Below are 23,999 nucleotides of genomic sequence, written 5' to 3' on the forward strand. Positions count from 1 at the left end.
GTTTCGAGCTCAGTACCCGAGTTTAGCGTTCGTGAGCACCGGAACCGTCTCTGCCGCGGTGTCGGCAGCGTTGAGGTCGATCTCGACGATCTCGAGTCGTTCGGCACCGTCGAGTGAGTTCAGCACCTTCCCGAGGGGGTCGGAGACCAGACTGTGGCCGACCCCGGTCGGCCCTTTCTTCGGAACCGGGACGCCGGTCACTTCGGGATCGGCTTGGCCGAGGGCGGCGATGAACATATTCGAGTCCAGGGCACGCGCGCGAGCGAGGATCTCCCACTGTTCGGCCTTGCGCGGTCCCGCACCCCAGGAGGCGGCGACGACGGTCAGGCGTGCGCCCCGCCGGCTGAGTTCGGCGAAGAGCTTCGGGAACCGGATGTCGTAGCACAGGGCCAGGCCGATGTCCTCGCCGTCGATGGTGAAGAGCACCGGTGCCTCTCCCGCTTCGACGGTATCGGACTCCTTGAATCCGAAGGCGTCGTAGAGGTGGATCTTCGCATAGTCGCTGCGCTGGCGGTCGGGGGAATAGACGGCGAGCAGGTTGATGACCTTGTCGTCCGTCGCCGCGAATTCGCCGACGACGACGGTGATTCCGGTCTCGGCGGCGAGCTCGCTCAGCGCGGCCCGCCACGACTCGGTGTGCTCCCCGGCGATGGTGCGCAGGCCGGATCCGAACGCCGACATCGTCGCTTCGGGGAAGACGACGAACCGTGCGCCTGCCGCGGCGGCCCGACGGGAATAGGAACGGACCTTCTCAAGGTTGTCGGCCACCTCGGTGGTGGTGTTGATCTGAGCGAGCGCGAACTTCATTCTCATCCTCCAGTCGGTTATTTCCAGCCTATCGCGCCCACCCTCCCCAATTGCTACCTGACGGGGGCCCAGCAACCTGGCGCGAGGTTGCTGGGCCGCCGTCAGGTAGTTCTGGGAGGGATCAGGTGAGGTATTCGCGGCCGGGGCGACCGCCTCGGCGGCGTCCGTGCACCCACACGTACACGCCGATGGCGACCACGACGAGTCCGCTACAGACCAAGAACATTCCGTTTCCGCCGGTGAAAGGATAGAGGAATCCAAGGACGACCGGGCCGATGCCGGACCCTGCGTCGAGGAGGAGGAAGAATGACGCGGTGGCCACGGGAACACGGCTCATCGGCACGGATTTGACGGTGATGGCCTGCATGCACGGCATGAGGGAGCCGAAGCCGAGACCGATGAGCACTCCAGCGAGGACGATCCCCGTCATCGTCGGCCACAGCGCCAGCAGGACATTGCCGGCGATATCGGCGATGAAGACGGGGAAGATCACCGCATTGTCGCCGAAGGTGTCCTGCAGCCGTCCGACGAACAGCCGGGCGAACAGGGAGGCCACGGCGAAGGCCACGAAGAACAGGGACGCGGCGGAGGCGACGCCATGCTCGGTCGCATAGCCGGCGAGGAACACCAGCGCCGCCGCGTAGGCGATGCCGGCCAGAAGCATGACCGAGCCGATCCGCAGCCCGTCCCGATCGACGAGGGTGCCGAGTTTGAGATGCCATTTCGTGCGCCGCTGATAGTCGCTGATCTCCTGCACGGGCAGCCGGATGAGGAAACAGCAGATGAGGGCGAGGACGGACATGAACGCCGAGGCGACGAAGAGCATGACGAAGTCGAACTCGCGGGGCAGAATGACGCCGAGGTACGGTCCGAGCGCCGTCGACAGGGTCGTCGCCGTGCCGAAGTACCCGGTGCCCTCTCCCCTGCGGGAGGCCGGAATGATGCTCTGGATGGCCGTCATGATCGCCGTGTTCCCGGCGCCGAAGGCGATTCCGTGGACGATGCGCAGCGTCAGGAGCAGAGTGAGGTCGCCGGCGAAGATATAGGCCAGGGAGGCGAGCACGGAGACCGCCATGGTGATGATGAGCAGTTTGCGCCGCCCGATGAAGTCAAGATACTTCCCGGTGAGCACGCGAGCGACCACGGCACCGACGACGAACGATGAGGAGGCGAAGCCGGCGGCGGCCTCGCCGGCGGAGAACCGCGCCACCGCGTACCCGGCCATCGACGTCATGAGCAGGTAGAAGACCATCGACATCGAAAGGTTGAGCCCGATTCCGACGATGAAGTCCTTCGTCCACAGCTTCGCTCGTGCCACTGGAGATCGGTCTCACTTTCTGCTGCCTGCGGGGAACAGTGACACATTAGCGGGTTCTCAGCGATTGCGTGGTCCGGTCCACCGCGGATGTGACTCAGCTCGCGATAGGGTGGTTGTCATGACTGTGAAGAGAACCCCCTCCGCTGTCGATGCGGTCGCTGAAGGCTACGTCGATGACATGCTCGCCCTCTCCCCCTCTCTCGCCCTCTACCTCGGACTCGACGGTGCACAGGGCTTCGACGACTTCTCGCCGGCCGGACTCTCCGCGCTCAATGACGTCACCGTCCGGACGCTGGCTCGCCTCGATGATGTTGCGGACTCTTCCGACCTCGACGATGTCGACCTCGTGACCATCGATGCGATGCGTGATCGCCTCGGCGTCGACCGGGATTACTTCGCTGCCGGGATCAAGCACGCCAGCCTCAATGTCATCGAATCTCCGTTGCAGCAGGTCCGCGACGCCTTCGACCTCATGCCTACGGAGACCGTGGCCGATTGGGAGACAATCTCGACCACCCTGGCTGCCGTGCCCGGCTCGCTGGCCGGATACCAGGAGTCCCTGGCGATGGCGCGTGTCAACGGTCGCGTCGCCGCCCGTATCCAGGTCGAGAAGGTCATCGAACAGGCCCGCGCCCTGGCCGAGCCCGGCAGCAACTTCGATCGTCTCGTCGCCGGTGCCGATGTTCCCGACGCTCTGCGTTCGGATCTCGACACCCACGCCGAGGCGGCCCGCAAGTCCGCCGCGGACCTGGCCGAATTCCTCGGCGAACAGGTACTGCCCGCCGCCGGAGAAGACGAAGCGTGCGGTCGCGAAGCATACGCGCTGTATTCCCGGGACTTCCTCGGCGCCGAAGTGGACTTCGATGAAACCTATGCATGGGGTCTCGAAGAACTCGAGCGCATCGACGCCGAACAGCGAGAAGTGGCAGAGAAGATCATGCCCGGCGCCGACCTGTTCGAGGTCATGGACGCTCTCAACAACGACCCGCAGCGGACCCTGCACGGCACCGAGGCGCTGCGGGACTGGATGCAGGGTGTGGCCGATGAGGCGATCCGCGAACTCGGCAAGTCCCATTTCGACATTCCCGAACCCGTGCGCACGATCGAGTGCATGATCGCCCCCTCGGCCACCGGCGGCATCTACTACACCGGCCCGACCGACGATTTCTCCCGACCCGGCCGCATGTGGTGGTCGGTGCCCGAAGGCGTCACGGACTTCGCCACCTGGCAGGAGAAGACCACCGTCTACCACGAGGGTGTGCCCGGCCACCATCTGCAAGTCGGTCAGGCCACCTACGTCTCCGACACCCTCAACCGCTGGCGCCGCCTCATGTGCTGGGTATCCGGCCACGGTGAGGGATGGGCTCTGTACGCGGAGAAGCTCATGGCAGATCTCGGTTTCCTCGACGACCCCGGCGACTATCTCGGCATGCTCGATTCGCAGCGGCTCCGTGCCGCCCGTGTCGTCCTCGACATCGGATTCCACCTCGGCCTCGAGGCACCTGAGAGCCTCGGCGGCGGGACCTGGAACCGGGAGAAGGCATGGCAGTTCCTCACCGACAATGTGGCCATGGACCGGTCGTTCCTGGCGTTCGAGCTCGACCGCTACCTCGGCTGGCCCGGGCAGGCACCGAGCTACAAGATCGGTCAGCGACTGTGGGAGCAGTACCGTGACGAGGCGAAGGCTGCTGCGGGTGCCGATTTCGACCTCAAGGACTTCCACACCCGGGCGCTGGGCCTCGGCTCGGTCGGCCTCGATACTCTGGGCCGTGCCATGAAGCGCTCACAGTGAGGTGAGGGACCGGATGAAGTCTGCCGAGAGTCCCCAGTCGGAGACCACGCGAGTCACCGAGGCGCTGCGCAATGAGATCATCGAAGGCCACCGTCGACCGGGTTCACGGCTCGTCGAACGCAACCTCGCCACGGAACTCGGTGTCTCCCGGGTGCCCATCCGCGAGGCGCTGAAGAAACTCGCCTCGGAAGGGCTGGTGACGAACCGTCCGAACACCTGGTCGACGGTCAGGGAGTTCTCCCCCAGCGACATCGCCGACCTCAACGAGGTGCGCACAGTCTTCGACGTCCTCTCGTTCGAGCTCGCCGCTCAGCGCCATACCCGCGAGGGCCTGGCCCGACTGGAGGCCACGATGCTCAAGGGCAGAGAGCTCGCCGATGCCGGGGACGTCGCCGGTGCCCATCGCTGTGCCGCAGAATTCCACGCCATCGTCACCGAGCTCTCGGGCAATGAGCTCCTCGGCGAGATCGGCGCCCTGCTGGATTCACGGATGCGGTGGCAGCTGAGTCAGCATGATGACCTTGCAGTCGTCGCCACCGAGCATGCCGAGCTCTTCGACGCCATCGCCCGCCGGGATCAGACGCTGGCCGGTTCGCTGGCCGGTCGTCATCTGGGAACGAGTCAGGAGCAGCACGACAAGCATTCGAAGCGGTTGGCCGAGACCGGGCCCGAAGAAGCTCAGGCCGATCCAGCCGCCGCCGATCCCGCCGCAGAGTCAGTCGCGGTGCCCGCCGCAGAGGATGCAGAGCCCATAGCAGCGGATCCGGCCGACGTCGACTGACCGAGCGGCCAGCCGCTGAGCTTCTTCTCACGGGCAGGCGCATAGGTGCGCACCTTCGACGTGCTCAGCCCCAGACCGACGAGAGATTCGGCCAGGCGCACGGCGGCCGCGACCCCGTCGACGACGGGCACGGCACAGCGCTCCGTGATCGTCGCCCCGAGCTCGGCCATCCCACCGCAGCCGAGCACGATGACCTCGGCACGGTCACGGTCGACCGCCTCGGCGGCCTGATCGGTGATCGCTTCGATCGCAGCCTGCGGATTCTCCTCGAGCTCGAGCACGGCCATTCCCGATGCCCGCACGGACACACAGTGGGAGTCGAGACCGGCCAACAGCAGTCTGTCCTCGATGAGCGGGAGGGTCCGGTCGAGCGTGGTGACGACGGAATAGCGACGGCCGAGGAACATTGCCAGGGCCGCTCCCGCCTCGGTGATGTCGACGACGGGCACGTCCAACAGCTCCTGCAGGCCCTCGCGGCCGTGCTCTCCGTACCCGGCCTGGATCACGGCGTCGAATTCGCCGGGATACTTCAGGACGGCGTCCATGACGCCGAGCGCCGCGAGATGGCTTTCGACGTTGCCTTCGCAGGATTCGGCTCCGAATTCGGGGGTCAGACCGATGATCTCGGTTCCCGCCGAGGCGGCCTGCCGTGCCACGCGGGCGATGCCCTCGGTCATGGACTCGGTCGTATTGACGTTGACGATGAGGATTCTCACGATTCGGCTCCGATCAGTGATGGGTCGGGACGGCGATCTCCTCGCCGTCGACCTCACGGAAAGTGAAGTCGCGGCGGGCGATGACGAAGTAGATGAGCGCGGCGATCGCGGCCCCGGAGAACCAGGAGAACTCGGAGATGCCGGAGAACGCGGGTACGAGTGCGAAGACCAGTGAGATCGCCGAGGCGGGGATGAAGGCTCCGATGGCTCGCCAGTTGACTCCGCGGTGGTAGAAGTACTCACCGTCGCCGGCTTCGGTGTAGAGCTGGGGCACGTTGACCTTCGTTCTGCGCACCACCCAGTAGTCGACCATGATCACACCGAACAGGGGTCCGAGCAGGGCACCGAGTCCGCCGAGGAAGTAGACGATGACCACCGGTGAGTCATACAGATTCCAGGGCAGGATGACGAAGCCGATGACGGCGGAGATGATGGCGGCGCTGCGGAAGTTCAGGTGGCGCGGGAACAGGTTCGTCAGCGCATAGGTCGGGGCGACGAAGTTCGCCATGAGGTTGACTGCGATGGTGAGCAGGAGCAGCGACAGGGATGCCAGCACGAGCAGGACCGGACTGCCGATCGACTGGACGATATCGGCCGGTGATGTGATGACGGTGCCGTCGATCTTGTACTGTGCGCCGGCCAGCGAGATGACGACGAGTCCGAAGACGAGCATGTTCACCGGAATGCCCCAGAAGTTGCCGACGACGATCGAGCCGCGCTTCTTCGCGGCCCTCGTGAAGTCGGAGAAGTTGAGCACGAAGGTGCCGTAGATGGACACCCACAACGCGCCTCCGCCGAAGATGTGCGCCCACATCTCCCAGCCGCTGAGCGCGTCGTCGGTCGACCACGCGATGGAGAAGTCGACGCGGATGAGCATCCAGACGGCCAGGGCGAGGAAGGTCACGAGGATGATCGGTCCGGCGATGGCTTCGTAGCGGCGGATCATCTCCATCCCGTAGCTGACGATGATGACTTGGATGACCCACAGCAGGGTGAAGGAGAACCAGCCGAGCCCGGAGAGTCCGAGGAATTCGGCATCGGCCCATGACTGCAGTCCGGGGAACATCGTCAACAGCATGACGTTGAGGACGCTCGAGGCCAGGTAGGTCTGGATGCCGAACCAGGCGATGGCGACGATGCCCCGCACCGAGGCGGCCAGCTGGGCCCCGTGGATGCCGAAGGAGATCCGGCTCATCACCGGATAGGGCACGCCTGTCTTGTAGCCCATGAAACCGGAGAGGGTGAGCAGGAAGAACAGCAGGGCTGCACCGACGAGGAGGGCGACGAGGATCTGCCAGGCGCCGAGGCCGAGTGCGAAGAGTCCGAGAGCGAAGCCGTAGTTGCCCAGAGAGTGCACATCGTTGGCCCACAGGGTGAAGACGCTGTAGGCCGTCCAACTGCGCCCCTCCTTGCGGGACGGGGCGAGATCGGCGTTGTAGAAGCGCGGACTGATGCGATGAGCCGCCAACTGTTCGGGGCTGGGCCCCAGGCGTGCGGGCACTGGTGCCTCCGCCGATTCGGTCTTCCTCATGCAGTCCACTCCTTGGATCCAGTCAGCGCCTAAACTGGGATACCAAAAAAGTAAACACAGCTCTGTGGCACCGTTCCTCTGACCGATTCAGAGTAACCCAGCTCACACCCCACTGGCAATGAATCAGGCCGGTCGATTTCGCTGCACCCTTACATATGCGGCTCGCAAACGCATCCGGGTCGCGCGGGGACGCGGCCGGGGAACGGCCGAACGAGCATTTCGCTCGATGGCATACCATTCATTCTCATTGTGACCGTTCCCGCTGGTCGTGGCCTCTCGGGCTCGTCACACCTGAAGTGAACTGCTCTGGGCAGTCACCGCTGGTCGCGGGCCTCAGTCTTCGTGCTCGACGTCCTTGGCCGTCGGATCCCAGGCGACGATGCCGACGGCAATCGCGCCCGCCAGCGGTGCGCAGGCGACGATCCAGAACACGCCGGTGCCCAGCGAGGCCGCAAGAATCGGGAACATGATGAGTGAGACGATCGAGAAGGCACGCAGGACCGACTGGTTGAAACCGATGCCGATTCCGCGCAGACGGGTCGGATACGACAGGGTCGCATAGTTCATGAGGTTCGCTCCCGGTCCCCCGGCCTGAGCGAAGACGAACGCCGCGAGCATGGCCACCGCGACGAGGACGAGAGCCCCGTTCGGGATGCCCACGATCGCCAGCGTTCCCAGCGCCAGGGCTTGGATCACGAATCCGAACAGGGTGATCCTTCGGGTCCCGAAGCGGTTGACGATGCTCATGCCCAGGAGTCCCCCGAGCGTGCCGAAGCCCAGATTGATGACCAGTGAGGCGATGATCGTGATCAGCGGAGTCTGATGGAAGAGCGTGGTGATGATGAGCGGGGTGCCGTAGGCGACGGCGTTGTAGCCGAACGTCGAGAACACGGAGACGCAGAGAGCGACGATCGTACGGACCCGGTAGCGGGGGGAGAAGAGTTCGGCGAACCCGGCCCACCGTCCGCCCCTGGCCGACCTGTCCGAGGCATTCGCGGCCGCACGTTCCCCCTCGGGAGCGAGTTCGACATTGAGGTTGTGATGGCTGCGCATGACTTCGACGGCGCCGCGCAGATCGCCCTGGTTGGCCAGCCATTCGGGTGATTCGGCAAGGTAGCGGCGACGAACGAGGAGGACGATGAGCGCGGGCACGGCACCGAAGCCGACGACGATGCGCCACAGAATGGCATGTTGGTCGTAGGGCAGGGTGATGAAGATGATGAGCACGATGACGTAGCCCATACCGGTGGCGAAGTACCAGGCCGGCGACCAGGCGTTGACCCGCTGCGAGCGGTTCCCCTTGCCTTTGAGCTTGGAGAATTCGGCGAGGAAGGCCATCGCCACCGGCAAGTCGAGACCGACGCCGATGCCCATGACGAAGCGGAAAGCGATGAGGACCCATTCGTTCGGTGCCACCGCGCAGCCGATGGCTGCGACGACGAAGAAGACCATATCGGCCATGAAGAGTCGGTACCGCCCGAAACGATCGACGAGGTATCCGCCGAAGAGGGCGCCGATGACGGCACCGACCATGATCGAGGCGTTGACGAGTCCGGTCATGAAACCGTTGAGGCCGAACTGCTCCTGAATGGCGGTGATGCCGAAGGCCAGGGAGGAGAAGTCGTAGGCGTCCATGAAGATCCCGCCGAGCGCGAGGATGATCACCGCCGTCGTCTTCGTCCCCTGAGAGCCGAATTCAGCGAGGATCGAATGGATATCGGCTGCCGAGGAGACCACGCGCGGAGTCTGCATTCCGGCCTGCCTGTTATGAGCGGCCGCGGAGGGGGTCTGTGCCGCGTTCGCGGCGGGATCTGTCGAAGTCACAGTCGACAAGTATGGTGTCGCGGCGGCCGCGCGCTGTCACCTGCCGTCACAGTTCGTCACGAACACCGGGACAGGCACAGCGCACCCAGGATCGCTGCACCCGGACTCACAGCTCAGTCGAGGCGGTGGCCGCGGCGCTCCGGAATGAGGAACATAGCGAGGAATTGGATGAGGTAGATGATCGGCAGCAGCGCCAGAGCGAAGCCGAAGCCGAGATGCCCTGAGAGAAGGGCGATGACGACCGGAGCCAGTCCCCCGACGGCACGGCCGATGTTGAAGATGACGTTCTGCGCCGTCGCCCTGATCGCCGTGGGATAGAGCTCGGCAAGCAGCGCCCCGTGGCCTCCCAGCATTCCGTTGGCGAAGGCGCCCATGAAGAATCCGCCGGCCAGCAGAGCACTCGGATCGGTGAACTGGCTGTAGGCGAGGATGGTGACGATGGCTCCGGCCTGGAAGATCCAGAAGGCGGGACGTCGACCGAGGCGGTCGGCGACCTGACCGAAGATGAGGATTCCGGCGAGCATTCCCATGACCGTCACCGCTGTCCACAGCGAACCCTTGGTGACTCCCAGATCCATCTGCTCGGACAGGTAGTTCGGCAGCCAGGTGATGATTCCGAAGTAGCCGAAGTTCTGCACGCTGGTGAGAATCGTCAGGGCCAGGGTGATCTTCACCGTGTCCCGATCCTTGAACAGCGCGGCGATCTTCGCACCGAAGGAGGTCGGTACTCCGTCCTTTTCGAGGTTCCCACGGGCGACTTCGGCCTCCGTCTCCTCGTGTTTCCGGGCCCGGATGAAGGTCTCCGGCTCCTCGACTCCGCGACGGATGACGAAGGCGAAGACAGCGGGAACGAGACCGATGACGAACAGCGCCCGCCAACCCCACAGGGCGATGACGGGAGCCGAGACGACGGCTGCGGCGAATACGCCGAGCTGGAAACCCACTCCCACCCATGATGTGGCCCGCGCTCGCTGGTCGGCACGCACCGCCTCGGCGGCCAGGGCCATGCCGATGCCGAACTCACCGCCGATTCCGATTCCGGCGATGAACCGGTAGGCCGCGAGATCCCAATACCCCTGTGCCAGCGCCGACAGTCCGGTGAACACTGCGAAGATGAGGACCGTCCAGGTGAGCACCCGTACCCGGCCGTGACGGTCAGCGAGGGCACCGAAGACGATTCCGCCGACCACGGCGCCGAGCAGAGTGATCGTCGACAGGGACCCGGCTTCGACGTCGCTGAGCCCGAATGAGGCGATGATGCCCGACAGGGCGAAGCTGAGAATGAGAAGGTCGAAGCCGTCGAGTCCGTAGCCGACAGCCGCAGCGACGAGAGCTCTGCGCCGGTATCCGCGATCGCCCGAATCATCAGTGGTGGTCAGCGGAGTCGATGCACTCATTCGCGGTCTCAGTTCGGTTCACGGATCGGAAAACGGCCGCAGACCATTATGCCCCACGGCCGTTCCCCGATTCGTCAGACCCCCTGTGATCAGACGCGGGCACCCTCGCCGAGGCGGTACCGGGCACCCGTGTGGTCCTCGGCCAGGCGGGGGCCGGCCCCGGTGAGCTGCTCGCGCACCGTGGCACCCGCGGCCGGTTCGGGCAGGAGTCCGCGGCGGCGCAGTTCGGGTGAGACGTACTTCGTGAAGCGTTCGGCATCGGCCGGGCGCACTGCCGCGGCGATGTTGAATCCGTCGATATCGGCTTCGTCCATCCATCGTTCGAATTCGTCGACGATGGTCTCCGGCGATCCAGTGATGACCGGTCCGCGTCCGCCGAGGGCGACGAACTCCGCGAGGTCCCGAATCGTCCAGGGTTTGTCTCCGGCCATGGTGGTGAAGGAGGCGAGCGCGGATTGGTTGGCTTCGGTCGAGACGTATTCGAGGGTGTCCTCGGGGTCAGCTCCCGAGAGGTCGACTCCGGTCCATCCGCCGAACAGGGACAGCGCGGATTCGGTGTCGACGTAGCGGCGATAGTCGGCCAGGCGAGCCTCGGCGGCTTCGTCCGTGTCGTCGACGATGACGGTGGCCAGAGCGAAGATCTTCACCGCATCACGGGCGCGTCCGCGCTCTTCGAGTCCGTCACGAACCTTGTCGACCCAGCTGCGCAGGATCTCCGGGGTCGGCCCGGAGAAGAAGATCGCCTCGGCATGGTCGAGCGCGAATTCCTGGCCGCGTTTGGATGCGCCGGCCTGGAAGAGCAGCGGGGTGCCCTGCGGTCCGGGGACGGCGAGCGCCTGACCGGGAACGGTGAAGAACTTGCCGTCGTGGCCGATGTCGTGGACCTCGTTCGGGTCGACGAAGACGTTGGCGTCGGCATCGGCTTTGAGTGCGTCCGGAGTGATCGAGCCCTCGAACAGCTTGTACATGACTTCCATGAACTCATCGGCCCGGTCGTAGCGCTCGTCGTGCGGGATCTGGCCCTTGAGCCCGAGATTGCGGGCGGCGGAGTCGACATAGCTGGTGACGATGTTCCAGGCCACACGACCGTTCGTGAAGTGATCGAGGGTGGTCAGGGTGCGGGCGAGCAGGTAGGGCTTCTCATAGGTCACCGAGGCGGTCACACCGAATCCCAGCGTCGTCGTGGCTGCGGCCATGGCGGGGACGGCGACGAGGGGGTCGAGCAGTGGGAACTGCACTCCCCCACGGTTCGTGACATCCGCGTTGCCGCCGTACACGTCATAGACGCCGAGGATGTCGGCGAGGAAGAGGGAGGAGAATCCGCCGTCCTCGAGGGTCTTGGCCAGGTCCGTCCAGAAGGACAGCTGGGTGAATTCGTCTACTCTCGATTCCGGGTGGCGCCACAGTCCGGGTGACTGGTGGACCGGGGTCATCATGTCGAAGGCATTGAGCAGGATCGGTTTCGTCATGGGAGTCTCCTAATCATGGTGGTGCGATGAGTGTGGGCCGAAGTAGCGGCGGGTGTGTTCAGGCCGCGGTGCGGGCGAGCGCTCGGGCAGGATCTTTGGCGCCGATGGCGGCGATGAGTGAGAGGACGCACAGCAGGGTGAGGTAGCCGCAGATGAGCCACGGCGAGTGGCCGCCGGCGACGTAGAGCAGGGCCGCGACCATCGGCATGATTCCGCCGCCGATGACGGTGCCCAGCTGGTAGCCCATGTTCACACCCGAGTAGCGGACCTCGATGGGGAACTGTTCGGCGAACCAGGCTGCCTGGGGACCGTAGACGGCATCGTGAGCCAGATTCATGCCGAGGATGACGACCAGGGGCAGCAGTCCCAGTGGGCCTGCGTCGAGGAAGGCGAAGAAGAACCAGCCGAATACTGCGATGCCGATGAGTCCGAAGATCGTCACGGGCTTGCGACCGATCCGGTCCGAGGCCCACCCCCAAGCCGGTCCGGTCACCAGTCCGACCGCCGAGGCGATCATGACGGCTGTGACTCCCGAGGTCGAATCGCCGCGATTCTCCGCCAGGTAGCTGAGCATGTAGACGGTGATGAGGTAGAAGACGCTGTTCTGTGCCAGGCGCAGTCCGATGGTGACGAGCAGGACCCGCGGATGAGCGGTCAGCACCTCCCGCAGCGGTGCTTTGGCGACCTTTCCGGATTCCTTGAGCTCCTGGAACTCAGGTGCATCGGAGACGCCGAGGCGGATCCACAGTCCCAGTGCCACGAGCAGTGCGGAGGCGAGGAAGGGGATGCGCCAGCCGAAGGCCTCGAACGCTTCATCACTCATCAGGGTCTGGACGAGGAAGAAGGAGCTGGTGGCCAGCAGCATTCCCGCCGCCGATCCGATCTGAGTGAAGGATCCGAAGAGACCGCGTCTGCGGGCGGGCGCATGTTCGACGGACAGCAGAGCCGATCCGCCCCACTCGGCACCTGCCGACAGGCCCTGGACGATACGCAGAACGACGAGGGAGACAGCGGCCCACCAGCCGATGGCGTCGAAGTTCGGGACCAGGCCGATGAGCGTCGACGCCGTCCCCATGGACAGAAGGGAGACGACGAGCAGAGCCTTGCGACCGACACGGTCGCCGAGGTGGCCGGCGACGATTCCGCCCAAGGGCCGAGCGAAGAATCCGACGGCGAGAGTAGCGAAGGACGCGAGTCGGCTGCCGAGCTCACTGTCGGAGGGGAAGAACTGGACGTTGAAGATCAGGGCCGCGGCGGTGCCGTAGAGGTAGAAGTCGTACCACTCGATCGTCGTCCCGGCGAAGGCCGAGGCCAGCACCCGCTTCTTTCCGGACAGGAGCCGCTGCGGCGGGTCCTGGGTGCTCGGTGCGGTGACCGGCGTCTGCGTCATAGGGTTCTCCTCTGCGGCGGGGTCGGACGGCTCGCTTCCAGACGAGCACATGATTCGCTGAGCAATCTATGCCCGAACCCCGTCACCGGCCGCACGCTTCCGTCACGCCCCGACTCTCAGCGTCATATGCGGTCATAAGTCGTCTTCATATGAACTCGGCCACGACACCGGCGCTTCCGCTTTGCAATGATCGACCTCAACGACCCCGACAGACGAACCCACACTCTTGGATTGCTCAACGGATCAGCGGACTTCATCGGATCAGCTGGTATTTGAGACTCCGATAACCAAACGAACGCAGAGGTGAAGGAATGACACTCTTGGCAGACCGCACCGCACAGTCACCGGCCCCGGTGACCCCGGCAACACCCGAGGCTCTCCGCGAGGCCTTCTCCCATTTTCCCCAGGGAGTCGTCTTCATCGGCGCCGAAATCGATGCGGCGCCACTGGGTCTCGTCGCCTCCACCCTCACCGTCGGTGTCTCCCTCGATCCGCCTTTGGTCAGCGTCGCCGTCCAGAACACATCGACCACCTGGCCCACCCTGCGGCGAGCTCCCGAGCTGGGGATCTCCCTGCTGGGCACCGACCAAGAGCACCTGGCCAGGCAGTTGGCGGCGAAGGATCGCAGTCGACGATTCACCGGCGTCAGCCCTGAGGTCACCGCCGGAGGCGCACTGACGATCCCCGGCAGCTCAGCGTTCCTCTGGACCCGGCTCTACGATGAGGTCGCGGCCGGCGACCACACCGTGGCCCTGCTCGAGATCCTCGGCACTCGCAATGACGACGGACCCCAGGCCCTGGTCTTCCACCGCAGTGAGTTCAAGGGGCTGCGCGTTTCCTGACCCCGTCTGAACGCCATGCCCCACCCTTGACTCGCATTCGAACTTGTGTTCGAATGATGTCATGCGGTGGAACGAAGCGAGCGGCAGCACCGACCCCGGCACACCTGTCCTCTTCGGGGCGAAGGGACTGGTCCGGTCGGTGCAGACGCCGGAATTCTCAGGAATCACCTTCCACGAGGTGCTGGCGAAGTCGGCGCTGAACAAGGTTCCCCAGTCCAGCTCGATGCCCTTCTCCTGGACCGTCAACCCCTACCGCGGTTGCTCACACGCCTGCGTGTACTGCTTCGCCAGGAACACTCACCGATACCTCGACCTCGATTCCGGGACGGACTTCGATCGCCAGGTCGTCGTCAAGATCAATATCGCCGACGTCCTCGCCGCCGAGGTGGCGCGCCCGAGATGGGCGCGAGACCATGTCGCGCTCGGCACGAACACCGACCCCTATCAGCGCGCCGAAGGCCGCTACTCCCTCATGCCGGGGATCATCAGCGCACTGGCCGAGCAGTCGACTCCGATGTCGATTCTGACCAAGGGCACGCTGCTGCGACGGGATCTGCCTCTGCTGGCCCGCGCTGCCGAAGACGCTCCTGTTGAGATCAGCATGTCGATCGCCGTTCACGACGACGCTCTGCAGCAGAGCCTCGAACCCGGCACGCCGACAACGAAGGCCAGGCTGGCCACCGTGCGCGCGGCCGCCGATCTCGGGTTCGATGTCACCGTGTTCATGATGCCGATCATGCCGAAGCTCACCGACTCCCGTGACCACCTCGAATCCGCGCTTCGGGCGATCAAAGTCGCCGGAGCCGCACGAGTCGTCTACGGGGCGCTGCACCTACGTCCCGGCGCCCGCGAATGGTTCTTCGAATGGCTCGAACGCAACCACCCCGAGCTGCTACCCCGCTATCGCAGGATGTACGCCGGCTCATCCTATGCCTCGAAGGAGTATCGTCGGTGGCTCAGTGAGCGCATCAACCCCCTCATCGACCGCTATGACCTGCGCGGACGCAACGATGACGACTACCCTGCGACTTCGAGGATGCGAGGTCGCCCAGACTCGAGCCGAACGCTGGAGAAGGCGGGCGCGGCAACGGCTCCGACGCAGCAGCTCGCCGCCCCATCACAGCAGGCTCTGTTCTGAGCCGGACCTGCGGAATAACCATGAGATGGGCACGGTTCGCGTTGATATGAAGATTGAGATCTGGTCGGACATCGCCTGCCCCTGGTGCTATATCGGAAAACGTCGCTTCGAGGATGCCCTCGACGGCTTCGCTCACAGGGATGACGTCGACGTCCAATGGCGCAGTTTCCAGCTTGATCCGAGCCTGCCCGATCACTTCGACGGCACCGAGACCGAATACCTCAGTCAGATGAAGGGCATGCCCGCCGCTCAGGTGCGGCAGATGTTCGACCATGTCACACAGCAGGCTGCCGGAGTCGGCCTGAATTACGACTTCGACTCGATCGTCGTGGCCAACAGCTTCACCGCCCACCGCTTCCTCCACTTCGCCAAGACCCACGGACTGATGTCAGAGGCCAAGGAGATGCTGCTCTCGGGCCACTTCGAGAAGGGTCGCGACATCGGTGACGTCGGCTACCTCGCCGAGGTGGGAAGTGAGATCGGTCTCGATCCCGACGAGGTCCGCCGGATCCTCGCAACCGATGAATTCTCGGATGAGGTACGGGCCGACATCAGTGAGGCCCGCTCGCTCGGCGCCAATGGAGTCCCGTTCTTCGTCATCGACCGCAAGTACGGGATCTCCGGAGCCCAGCCGGCGGAGGTCTTCTCTCAGGCACTCGAGACGGCTTGGGACGAAGGACAGAAGCTCACGGTGCTCGCCGACACTCCGCAGTCAGCGGGCAAGGACTTCGCCGTCGGCGCCGTCTGCGGCCCCGACGGCTGCAACTGACCGAAACACCCCTTATTGCTACCTGACGGCGGCCCAGCAACCTCGCGCGAGGTTGCTGGGCCGCCGTCAGGTAGCAATAACAAGAGGTCTAGGCAGGGCTGTCTGCTGATCAGAGCAGGGGAACGCTCGGGTAGCGCACAGCGCCGTCCGGGGCGGTCACCGGTGCGCCCAGCATTCCCGCCGCCGCATCGATGAGGAAGCGGCCGACCTGCTCCCAGCTGCCCTTATTGGCGTCTTCATTCATCTTCGCCTCCTGGTCGGCGCAGACGCCGACGACCATGCTCCCCAGCAGATAGGCGCGACCGCGCAGAACCCTTTCGGGGATCCCGTCGACCGCTCCGTTAATGAATCTCAGGTCATCGGGCAGGTCCGCGTTCCCGATCACCTCTTTGGCCACCTCGACGGCGGAGGGAACAGCCGAGATCTGAGACATGAACTGCGCCCGCCAGCTCGGCTTCGGAAGACTGTCGAGCAGCTCGATGAGCGGGCGAAGACGAGTCGTGACGAGCTCGTGGATGTTCGGTGTCCCGCCCAGTTGCTCCGTCAGCTCACGCCTGCGCCGAGTCATTTCGTCATGGTGGCGCTCGACGAGTGCGCGCAGCAGCCCCTCGCGGCCGCCGAAATGGTAAGCGATCGCCGAGTGATTCGCGGCCCCCGCGTGTTCGACGATGCGCCTGTTCGATACCGCATCGATCCCGTTGCGCGCGAACAGCTCTTCGGCAGCGTCGAGCAGGGCATCCCGCGCCCGGTCACTCTGGATGGTCATTCCCTCATCTTTCCATTCGCTCTCGAAATCACAAGTTCTCGATTTTACGATTTTAAGTCACGTGTCTTAAACTGGCGAAGTTCACCGTGGTCGACGAAGATCATACGACTTCCGATCCTTGAAGGGGACGACAATGTCCGATAGCCAACCGCGAACGAGAAAAGAGGCCCTCGAGTTCGAGCACCCGACATCGCACCCGGCTTCCGCCTCCGAGGCCGGCACGACTGTGACCACCGAGGACCAAGCAGCGGCCAAACGCGCGAAAGCCGAATTCATCGGCCGCACCCTTGCGATCTTCCTCATGCCGCTCATCTTCGTGGGCATGATGATCACGAGCTACCTGGGGACGATGCACTCCCCCGAAGCCAACGACATGCCCATCGTGGTGGCGGGGTCATCGGCCAAGGCCGATGATGTGACATTTGCGATCAACGGCGCCGAACCCGACGCCTTCGATATCGAGACAACCGATGATGTCTACGACGCCCGCCAGGACGTCTATGACAGGGAGGCCTCGGCGGCGATCATCGTCAAGGGCGATACCGCGACGATCGTCACCGCCAGCGGAGCCGGGGTCCAACAGTCGACCACCGTCGAGCAGCTCGTGCGTCCCGCGCTCACTGAAGACGGCTTCACGGTCAAGACCGACGACATCGTCCCGTTGCCGGACAACGATCCGTCCGGAATGGCGGCAATGTTCCTCATGACTTCCATCGTCATGGCCGGCTACATGCCCTTCAGCGTTCTGCGGTCGAATTCGCCTGAACTGCTGAAGTTCAAACGCATCGTGCCGATCCTCGCTGGGTGGTCGGCTGCCATCGCCGGCCTCGTGTGGACCGTGGCCTGCCCGATCCTCGATGTCGTCGATGTCAAGGACACTGTGGCCGTCCTCGGCATCGCCTGGCTGGGCGTCTTCGCCATCTCGTCCGTCCAGCTCTTCATCACCCGCCTCGTCGGGGCACTGGGGGTGATTCTCGGGATCCTCCTCCTCATGGTCCTCGGCATGCCGTCGTCGAATATGGCGATGCCGGTGTACAGCATGCCGAAGTTCTTCCGCTTCACCCACGAGTTCCTGCCGATGCCGGCGATCGGCGAGTCCCTGCGCTCCGTGCTCTACTTCGACGGCAACGGAGTCACCGGGCACCTGTTCGTCCTCGCCCTCGGCGCGGTGGCCGGTCTGCTGCTGACGAAGGTCTATGACCACTTCTACGCCAAGCGCAATGAACACCCTGTGCCGCTGGATGTCAATGTGGCCGCGATCCACGGCGGCCGGAGGCCGGATACGAAGCTCATGCGCTATATCTCCCTGACCCTCTTCCCGCTGGCGATGGTGACCATGATGATCACGTTCATGCTCGGAGCGATGCATTCGCCGACGCCGAAGGACATGCCGGTCGCGGTCGTCGGGTCCTCGATCGAACAGGCCGAAGACACGATCAAGCAGCTCGATGAGCAGATGGACGGAAAGTTCGAGTTCACCGCGCTCGATGACAAGGGCGAGGCCCGTCGGCTTGTGGAGAACCGCAATGAGGTCGCCGCGCTCGTCCTGCCCAGCGAGAAGAATCCGGATTTCGAGCTCTTGGCCAACCAGGCCGGCAACAACGCTTCCTACCGTGTGGCCGTGCAGGTCTTCGAACAGGTGGCTCAAGCGCACGACTCCGATCTCACAATCGACAACCTCAAGCCCTTGCCCGATCAGGATAAGAACGGCGTGGTTGTGATGTACGTGGCGATGGGATGGATTCTCGCCGGCTTCATGGTCGTCATCGTTGCCGCTAACGCCAACCCGTGGACCAGGCCGCTGAAGCGGATGCTGCCGATCATCGTCGTCTACGCACCGTTCATGTCGCTGGTCGTCGCGACCATCGCCGGTCCGATCACAGGAGCCGTCGACGGGCATTTCGCGGCACTGTGGGGCGCCGGCATCATCGCCATCGCCTGCATCTCCATGTTCGCCATGGTCTTCGAAAGGCTCTTGGGCATGTTCGCGATCATCCCGGTCATCGGCACGCTCATGTTCGCCGGCGTGCCGTCGTCGAACGGAGCCCTCTCGCAGTATATGGTGCCGAAGTTCTTCGCCACATTGCACGATTTCCTGCCGATGGCCGCCTCGGTCGAGACCATCCGCTCGATCCTGTATTTCGACGGCGATGTCGTGACCGAACATCTGCAGGTCCTCGGCCTGTGGGGACTGGTGTCGCTGGCTATCGTCTTCCTCATCGATGGCGTCAAGCCGCCGCGCACGGCCCATGATTTCGGCAATCTCCACCTCGAACGCGAGCGAGAGATCGCCAAGGAACAGCGGAAGCTGGCATTGGCGTTGGGCATGCCCCCGGACCTTGCGAAGTCCGAAGCCGAGGTGGCCGATCAGGACTCCGCGCTCGGCCAGGAGTCGTACCAGACTGTTCAAGGGTCCATTGTCGACGACGGCGCTGACGCACAGGAGTCGGATCGCCGGGCCCCGACCGCCGGCGACGGCCAGACCCGCAGCCGCAGACCTCACGAGGAATCAATCCCCTCCACAGTCTGACCTGCTACCTGACGGCGGCCCAGCTACCTCGCGCGAGGTTGCTGGGCCGCCGTCAGGTAGTAATTGGGGGTTGTTCGCTGAGGGTGGGGCTATGGTGAAGGCACTATGGTCAACTCCGCGTCGCTTGAGAACATCATGAGCAGCACCGGCCTGTTGGAAGCCGGCCTGCTGCTGGCCAGCTTCGTCCTGTGTTCCCTCATCGGCTTCGAGCGGCAGTTCAGGCAGAAGGCCGCCGGGTACCGCACCCACGTGCTCGTGGGCATCGGCACCTGCGCTTTCACTCTGATCTCCGCGTACGGATTCGCCGGAGTGCTCGAGAACGACGTCCGCCTCGACCCTTCACGAATCTCCGCGCAGATCGTCTCCGGAATCGGCTTCCTCGGCGCCGGAGTCATCTTCAAAGGACGCAACATGGTCCGAGGACTCACCACCGCCGCAACGATCTGGGTCACCGCTGCCGTCGGAATGGCCTGCGGTGCGGGAATGCTGCCCTTGGCCGCGATGCTCACTGCCCTGCACCTGTTCACACTGTTCGTCATCGCGCCGCTCATCCGCAAGATCCCCAACAGCGACCACCGCAAACTCCTGCGCATCACCTACCACGACGGGGCCGGTGTCCTCCGCGAGATCCTCGCTCTGGCCGGCCGAATGGGTTTTGCGAATACCATCGTCGATTCGCGCCGCTTCGAGTCCCCCGACGAGACGCGGATGGTGCAGGTCGATGTGAGGTTCGACGGAAAGCGGCCTCTGCACCTGCTCGTCGCCCCGCTCATGGAACTCAGCGGCGTCGATACGGTGAGCATGCGCGAAGACCGCGTCCACTCGTTCGATGACGACGGCGATTCCGTCTGAGCAGCCGACGAACTCAGTAGTCGACGCTGGAGAGCACTGCTTCGATTCCGGCGCGGACCCGCAGCCGGGAGGATTCGCCGAAGACGGTCGCCTGGACGACGGCCCCCTGGATCATTGCCAGCAGCCCGGGCACCATGGTCGCGGCACGAGCACGCGCGCCTTCAGCGTCCGCTCCCCGCTGATCCTGCAGATAGGCAGCAAGATAGACGGTGAATTCTTCGATGAGCGACTCGAAGACCCCACCAGCGAAACTCGCGAACTCCTTGTCGTAGGAAGACTCTCCCCAGACCTGAACCATGACCGAAGCGAACGGATTGTCGATGAGCAGGGAATCGATGAGCTCGACGAACACCTCGGCAGGAGGTGTCACCTCACTTCTGGACTTGGCCGCCTCGAGCACCGCCATGCGCGGCTCCATCACCCGGCGGGCGACGTCGATCATCAGGTCTGCCTTCGACGCGTAGTAGACGTAGACCGCTCCGGCCGACAGCCCCGCTTCCTTGACGATGTCGGCCATCGACGCACCGGCGAACCCCCTGCGCGCGAAGCAGGCCAGCGCCGCATCCTGAATCCTGGCACGCATCGCACTCTTGTGCTGCTCGGTGACCTTCGGCACATCTCCCCCAAAAAACGAATGACCCTTCTTGATATATCTTAGCGGATGGTTTCATAATGAACGAGTATTCGTTTTCGATGATTGGACAGACATGCCGACCCAGATACTCAGCAGAGAAGACAAGGCCGATCACCCGGCAGTGAGCGAGACACCGGAGAAGGCAGCGCAGGCCGCTCCCCCACAGTTCGGACGCGCGCTCCTCGTCGCCGTCCTCGCAGCCGCCGTCGTCAGCCTCGTCATGCTCGCCTTCAGCTGGCCGACCGTGACCTCGGACCCCACAGACCTGCCGATCGCAGCGGTCGGAGACGCGGAGCAGATCGACCAGATCGCTGAGAACGCCCCGGACGGCATGCTCGACCTCAAGACCGTCGACTCACGCGCCGAGGCGGTCAACTTCATCGAACAGCGAGAGGTCTACGGCGCCTTCGTCCTCGAGGACGAACCGGAGATCCTCATCGCCAAGGCCGCCTCCCCTGCTGTCGCGCAGCAGCTCAGCGGAATCGGCACCCAGATGCAGCACAACATCGACCAACAGGCGATCTCGGGCCTCCAGGAAGGCACGAAGAAGATGCAGGAGCAGATGCAGAACGCTCTCGAGGCCGCTGCCTCCGGTCAGGCCCCGCCGCAGGGCAACCCAGCTGGAGACGGCGCCGGTCCGGCCGCCTCGGCGATGGAGGTTCCGCAGGTGAGGATCACCGACGTCGTGCCGCTCTCCGACGACGATCCCTCCGGTGCGGGCCTGGCCATCGCGGGTCTGCCGTTGACCCTCGGCGGCATCGTCGGCGGTGTGCTCACCAGCATGGGCATCCGGTCACGGCGGATGCGCCTGGTCGGCACCATCGTCTACGGAGTCGTCGGAGGACTGGCACTGGCCCTGATCATGCAGACCTGGTTCGGGATCCTGCAGGGGAACTTCGCGATCAATGCGCTGGCGATCGGCTTGTCGATCGCGGCCACGGTCGGCCTGATCAACGGCTTCGTCTCCCTCATCGGCCCTGCCGGCATCGCGTTCGGTGCGGTGCTCACCATGCTCATCGGCAATCCGATCGCCTCGCTCAATCAGCCGAAGGAGTTCCTCGCCGGCTCCTGGGGCGATATCGGTCAGTTCTTCGTCCCCGGCGCGGCAGGCGCGCTGCTGCGCGATCTCTCCTACTTCCCCGACGCGCCGATGGCTCTCCAGTGGTGGGTGCTCAGCGCTTGGCTCGTCGTCGGCATCGCGCTCATCCTCGTCGGCCACGTCATCGCCCACAGGAAGGCGCACGCCGCCGCCCACTGACAAGCTGCCGCGTCGTTGGGCTCCCATCGATCCTGGTCTTCACTTCATGTGAGGACTAGGCTCGGTGGGAGTCTGTGGTTTCCTCTGTGGAACCGAGAGGATGACATGGTGGCATTTTCGGATGTGACGATCTGCCGCACCTGCGGTGTGGAGACGACGACGCCTCCCCCACAGCTGTGTCCGATCTGCGAGGACGATCGGCAATGGGTTCCTGCCTCCGGCCAACAGTGGACGACTCGGGCAGTCCTCGAATCCGAAGGCCACCGCATCACCACCACGGAGCGGGAGCCCGGTCTCTTCGCCATCCGCGTCGAACCGAAGGTCGGGATCGGGCAGACCTGCTATCTCGCGTGCACCGATTCCGGCAATGTGCTCTTCGATGTCCCCGCCTATATCGACGCCGAGGCGGTCGCGGCGGTCCGGGACCTCGGCGGAGTTGCGGCCATCGCCGCCAGCCACCCGCACATGTTCGGCACGCAGTTGGAATGGAGCGCCGCCTTCGACGATGCTCCCGTTTTCGTGTGCCGGGCCGACCTCGATTGGGTGCAGCGGACTGGCCGGGCCGTCTGCCCCTATTTCCATGAGGCGGAGCCGGTGCCGGGGGTGAGACTCCGGAGGACCGGAGGTCATTTCCCCGGCAGTGCGGTTGCAGTCTGGACGGGCGCCGACGGCGCCGGGGTCATGCTCAGCGGCGATTCGATCGGTCCGGTGGCGCGATCGGGGTGGGTGACGTTCATGCGCAGCTTCCCGAACTATCTGCCGTTATCGGCCGCGGTCGTCAGGCGCATCGCCGCCTCGGTGATCGATCTCGACTTCGACCGCATGTACGGCAACTTCGGTCAGTCGATCGGCACCGGTGCGCATTCTGCGGTGCAGACCTCGGCGGAACGCTACGCCGAATGGGTCTCCGGCGACCACGATCACCTCACCTGAGTTCTCAGCGCGACCGGAACTGCGCGGTGACGGGGCAGTCGAAGGGGTCTGCTTCGCCGAGGCCCACCCGGTTGAGGTAGGCGATGATGATCTTGTAGGACTCAAGCAGGGTCGTCTCGGTGTAGGTGATGTCCTTCTGGCGGCAGTATTCGCGGACCATCGGCTGCACCCGGTGCAGGTTGACGCTCGGCATGCTGGGGAACAGGTGGTGTTCGATCTGATAGTTCAGACCGCCCATGAGGAATCCCATGAAGCGACCGCCGGAGATATTGCGTGACATCAGCGTCTGACGGCGCAGGAAGTCGATCTTCACATCTTTGGGTACGATCGGCTGGCCTTTGTGGTTGGGGGCGAATGATCCGCCCATATGCACGCCGAAGACGGCGAGCTGGACGAGGAAGAAGACGCTGCCGATGAGAGGACCTGCCGCCCAGATGGCGAGCGCGGGGAACCCGACGAGGCGGATTCCGATGAGGACGCCTTCGATCCAACGGCGTTTGATCGACGACTGTCCCCGGACGATGGCTTTGACGGATTCGACGTGCAGCTGGAGGCCGGCCAGGGTCAGCAGCGGCAGGAAGAACCAGCCCTGACGTGCGGCGAACCATTTGGCCAAGCCCGTGCGTTCACGTGCATCCTCAGGAGTGAAGACGAGGGCGCCGGGAGCGATGTCTCCGTCGACTCCGGCCTTGTTCGGATTGGCATGGTGAAGCGCATTGTGCTTCTTCAGCCACCAACCGTAGCTCAGTCCGATGAAGAGGTTGCCGATGATCGTCGACACCCACTCCCCGACTTTACCGCTGGTGAAGATCTGTCGGTGTGCTGCGTCATGGGCGACATAGGCAGTCTGGGTCAACAGTGCGCCGAAGACGACTGCGGTCGCCATCTGCCACCAGCTCTCACCGATGAGGAAGAGCATGGCGAAGGACGCGACGTAGCCGAGTCCGAGGAGGACGAAGCGCAGGGTGTTCCAGCCCGGCCGTCTGGCCAGCAGGCCCTCTTCTTTGACTTGCGCCATCAGCGCGCTGAAGTCGCTGGTGAACTCCTGTTCAGCGGTTCCCCTCTTCGCTCGCCTGCGTTCGAGCACCTCCGCCCGGGTGGCCCGATCCGGTGCCGGAGTCGACAGTGCGGTCGCAGTTGAGGAAGACGGTTCGAAGGTCATGAGGTCAGACGGGTTCATGGTTCCCACCGTATGGATGTCCGAGCCGTTTTTCGTCACCCCTAGGAGCCGTTCTTCACCCCCTACTCGGGT

The 23,999-nt window shown here is 64.4% G+C and carries 20 protein-coding genes; 9 read left to right on the plus strand and 11 right to left on the minus strand.

Going from position 1 to position 23,999, the window contains the following annotated elements:
- Positions 1 to 9: 9 nt before the first annotated feature.
- Both D3I60_RS16545 and D3I60_RS16550 read right to left on the minus strand, forming a co-directional pair.
- Entirely contained in the window at positions 10 to 807 is a 798-nt protein-coding gene (locus D3I60_RS16545) for a nitrilase-related carbon-nitrogen hydrolase (protein ID WP_262777696.1), read from the minus strand.
- Between the two features lie 121 nt (positions 808 to 928).
- Positions 929 to 2,125: an MFS transporter gene (locus tag D3I60_RS16550; RefSeq protein WP_262777697.1), complete on the minus strand. Its 1,197-nt coding sequence runs from the start codon at positions 2,123 to 2,125 to the stop codon at positions 929 to 931.
- A gap of 118 nt (positions 2,126 to 2,243) precedes the next feature.
- Here D3I60_RS16550 and D3I60_RS16555 point away from each other — a divergent pair, with 118 nt between their 5' ends.
- Positions 2,244 to 3,917: a DUF885 domain-containing protein gene (locus D3I60_RS16555; protein WP_262777698.1), complete on the plus strand. Its 1,674-nt coding sequence runs from the start codon at positions 2,244 to 2,246 to the stop codon at positions 3,915 to 3,917.
- Positions 3,918 to 3,930: 13 nt separating this feature from the next.
- Positions 3,931 to 4,698: a GntR family transcriptional regulator gene (locus tag D3I60_RS16560; RefSeq protein WP_262777700.1), complete on the plus strand. Its 768-nt coding sequence runs from the start codon at positions 3,931 to 3,933 to the stop codon at positions 4,696 to 4,698.
- On the opposite strand, the gene D3I60_RS16565 is transcribed toward D3I60_RS16560, so the two are convergent.
- The 6 genes from D3I60_RS16565 to D3I60_RS16590 all read right to left on the minus strand — a co-directional run bounded on the left by D3I60_RS16565 (position 4,596) and on the right by D3I60_RS16590 (position 13,025).
- A complete protein-coding gene (locus D3I60_RS16565; RefSeq protein ID WP_262777701.1) occupies positions 4,596 to 5,414 on the minus strand; it encodes an aspartate/glutamate racemase family protein in 819 nt (272 codons plus the stop codon). The two genes, D3I60_RS16560 and D3I60_RS16565, sit on opposite strands and share 103 nt — an antisense overlap.
- A gap of 13 nt (positions 5,415 to 5,427) precedes the next feature.
- Positions 5,428 to 6,945 carry an NCS1 family nucleobase:cation symporter-1 gene (locus D3I60_RS16570; protein WP_262777702.1) on the minus strand — a complete coding sequence of 506 codons (1,518 nt, stop codon included), beginning with the start codon at positions 6,943 to 6,945 and terminating at the stop codon, positions 5,428 to 5,430.
- Between the two features lie 333 nt (positions 6,946 to 7,278).
- A complete protein-coding gene (locus D3I60_RS16575) occupies positions 7,279 to 8,769 on the minus strand; it encodes an MFS transporter (RefSeq protein ID WP_262777704.1) in 1,491 nt (496 codons plus the stop codon).
- A gap of 113 nt (positions 8,770 to 8,882) precedes the next feature.
- Complete coding sequence (locus D3I60_RS16580) at positions 8,883 to 10,166, minus strand: MFS transporter (RefSeq protein WP_262777706.1); 1,284 nt, start codon at positions 10,164 to 10,166, stop codon at positions 8,883 to 8,885.
- 89 nt (positions 10,167 to 10,255) lie between these two features.
- Entirely contained in the window at positions 10,256 to 11,635 is a 1,380-nt protein-coding gene (locus D3I60_RS16585; RefSeq protein WP_262777708.1) for an LLM class flavin-dependent oxidoreductase, read from the minus strand.
- A gap of 58 nt (positions 11,636 to 11,693) precedes the next feature.
- Positions 11,694 to 13,025, minus strand: coding sequence for an MFS transporter (locus tag D3I60_RS16590; RefSeq protein ID WP_262777710.1), 1,332 nt, complete (start codon positions 13,023 to 13,025; stop codon positions 11,694 to 11,696).
- A 311-nt stretch (positions 13,026 to 13,336) separates the two neighbouring features.
- On the opposite strand from D3I60_RS16590, the gene D3I60_RS16595 reads away from it, so the two are divergent.
- The 3 genes from D3I60_RS16595 to D3I60_RS16605 all read left to right on the plus strand — a co-directional run bounded on the left by D3I60_RS16595 (position 13,337) and on the right by D3I60_RS16605 (position 15,774).
- Positions 13,337 to 13,867 carry a flavin reductase family protein gene (locus D3I60_RS16595; RefSeq protein ID WP_262777712.1) on the plus strand — a complete coding sequence of 177 codons (531 nt, stop codon included), beginning with the start codon at positions 13,337 to 13,339 and terminating at the stop codon, positions 13,865 to 13,867.
- A 61-nt stretch (positions 13,868 to 13,928) separates the two neighbouring features.
- Positions 13,929 to 15,005, plus strand: coding sequence for an Rv2578c family radical SAM protein (locus D3I60_RS16600; protein ID WP_262777714.1), 1,077 nt, complete (start codon positions 13,929 to 13,931; stop codon positions 15,003 to 15,005).
- A gap of 46 nt (positions 15,006 to 15,051) precedes the next feature.
- On the plus strand, positions 15,052 to 15,774 hold the full coding sequence (locus D3I60_RS16605; protein WP_262777716.1) for a DsbA family oxidoreductase: 723 nt from the start codon (positions 15,052 to 15,054) through the stop codon (positions 15,772 to 15,774).
- Positions 15,775 to 15,883: 109 nt separating this feature from the next.
- Here D3I60_RS16605 and D3I60_RS16610 read toward each other — a convergent pair whose 3' ends face one another.
- Positions 15,884 to 16,540, minus strand: a complete 657-nt coding sequence (locus D3I60_RS16610) for a TetR/AcrR family transcriptional regulator (protein WP_262777718.1) — start codon at positions 16,538 to 16,540, stop codon at positions 15,884 to 15,886.
- Positions 16,541 to 16,673: 133 nt separating this feature from the next.
- Here D3I60_RS16610 and D3I60_RS16615 point away from each other — a divergent pair, with 133 nt between their 5' ends.
- Together D3I60_RS16615 and D3I60_RS16620 are read left to right on the plus strand one after the other, a co-directional pair.
- Complete coding sequence (locus tag D3I60_RS16615; RefSeq protein WP_262777719.1) at positions 16,674 to 19,070, plus strand: ABC transporter permease; 2,397 nt, start codon at positions 16,674 to 16,676, stop codon at positions 19,068 to 19,070.
- A gap of 105 nt (positions 19,071 to 19,175) precedes the next feature.
- Positions 19,176 to 19,922, plus strand: coding sequence for an MgtC/SapB family protein (locus D3I60_RS16620; protein WP_262777720.1), 747 nt, complete (start codon positions 19,176 to 19,178; stop codon positions 19,920 to 19,922).
- Positions 19,923 to 19,935: 13 nt separating this feature from the next.
- Here the strand turns inward: D3I60_RS16620 and D3I60_RS16625 are convergent, their stop codons facing one another.
- Entirely contained in the window at positions 19,936 to 20,538 is a 603-nt protein-coding gene (locus tag D3I60_RS16625; protein WP_262777722.1) for a TetR/AcrR family transcriptional regulator, read from the minus strand.
- Between the two features lie 91 nt (positions 20,539 to 20,629).
- Between D3I60_RS16625 and D3I60_RS16630 the strand changes: the two genes are divergently transcribed.
- Together D3I60_RS16630 and D3I60_RS16635 are read left to right on the plus strand one after the other, a co-directional pair.
- On the plus strand, positions 20,630 to 21,814 hold the full coding sequence (locus D3I60_RS16630) for an ABC transporter permease (RefSeq protein ID WP_262777724.1): 1,185 nt from the start codon (positions 20,630 to 20,632) through the stop codon (positions 21,812 to 21,814).
- A 105-nt stretch (positions 21,815 to 21,919) separates the two neighbouring features.
- Positions 21,920 to 22,747, plus strand: coding sequence for a hydrolase (locus D3I60_RS16635; RefSeq protein WP_262777726.1), 828 nt, complete (start codon positions 21,920 to 21,922; stop codon positions 22,745 to 22,747).
- A 4-nt stretch (positions 22,748 to 22,751) separates the two neighbouring features.
- Here the strand turns inward: D3I60_RS16635 and D3I60_RS16640 are convergent, their stop codons facing one another.
- The gene (locus D3I60_RS16640; RefSeq protein ID WP_262777728.1) at positions 22,752 to 23,927 is read right to left on the minus strand and encodes a fatty acid desaturase family protein; all 1,176 of its coding nucleotides are present in this window, start codon (positions 23,925 to 23,927) and stop codon (positions 22,752 to 22,754) included.
- Positions 23,928 to 23,999 lie beyond the last annotated feature (72 nt).

The organism is Brevibacterium permense, assembly GCF_025506275.1.
GTDB lineage: Bacteria > Actinomycetota > Actinomycetes > Actinomycetales > Brevibacteriaceae > Brevibacterium > Brevibacterium permense_A.

Bases quoted from the DNA above. Each gene is read 5' to 3' on its own strand.
- D3I60_RS16600 (WP_262777714.1), top strand. From the start codon at position 13,929: ATGCGGTGGAACGAAGCGAGCGGCAGCACCGACCCCGGCACACCTGTC.
- D3I60_RS16570 (WP_262777702.1), bottom strand. From the start codon at position 6,945: ATGAGGAAGACCGAATCGGCGGAGGCACCAGTGCCCGCACGCCTGGGG.
- D3I60_RS16630 (WP_262777724.1), top strand. From the start codon at position 20,630: ATGCCGACCCAGATACTCAGCAGAGAAGACAAGGCCGATCACCCGGCA.
- D3I60_RS16615 (WP_262777719.1), top strand. From the start codon at position 16,674: ATGTCCGATAGCCAACCGCGAACGAGAAAAGAGGCCCTCGAGTTCGAG.
- D3I60_RS16605 (WP_262777716.1), top strand. From the start codon at position 15,052: ATGAAGATTGAGATCTGGTCGGACATCGCCTGCCCCTGGTGCTATATC.
- D3I60_RS16555 (WP_262777698.1), top strand. From the start codon at position 2,244: ATGACTGTGAAGAGAACCCCCTCCGCTGTCGATGCGGTCGCTGAAGGC.
- D3I60_RS16580 (WP_262777706.1), bottom strand. From the start codon at position 10,166: ATGAGTGCATCGACTCCGCTGACCACCACTGATGATTCGGGCGATCGC.
- D3I60_RS16610 (WP_262777718.1), bottom strand. From the start codon at position 16,540: ATGACCATCCAGAGTGACCGGGCGCGGGATGCCCTGCTCGACGCTGCC.
- D3I60_RS16635 (WP_262777726.1), top strand. From the start codon at position 21,920: ATGGTGGCATTTTCGGATGTGACGATCTGCCGCACCTGCGGTGTGGAG.
- D3I60_RS16595 (WP_262777712.1), top strand. From the start codon at position 13,337: ATGACACTCTTGGCAGACCGCACCGCACAGTCACCGGCCCCGGTGACC.
- D3I60_RS16620 (WP_262777720.1), top strand. From the start codon at position 19,176: ATGGTCAACTCCGCGTCGCTTGAGAACATCATGAGCAGCACCGGCCTG.
- D3I60_RS16545 (WP_262777696.1), bottom strand. From the start codon at position 807: ATGAAGTTCGCGCTCGCTCAGATCAACACCACCACCGAGGTGGCCGAC.
- D3I60_RS16585 (WP_262777708.1), bottom strand. From the start codon at position 11,635: ATGACGAAACCGATCCTGCTCAATGCCTTCGACATGATGACCCCGGTC.
- D3I60_RS16590 (WP_262777710.1), bottom strand. From the start codon at position 13,025: ATGACGCAGACGCCGGTCACCGCACCGAGCACCCAGGACCCGCCGCAG.
- D3I60_RS16640 (WP_262777728.1), bottom strand. From the start codon at position 23,927: ATGAACCCGTCTGACCTCATGACCTTCGAACCGTCTTCCTCAACTGCG.
- D3I60_RS16560 (WP_262777700.1), top strand. From the start codon at position 3,931: ATGAAGTCTGCCGAGAGTCCCCAGTCGGAGACCACGCGAGTCACCGAG.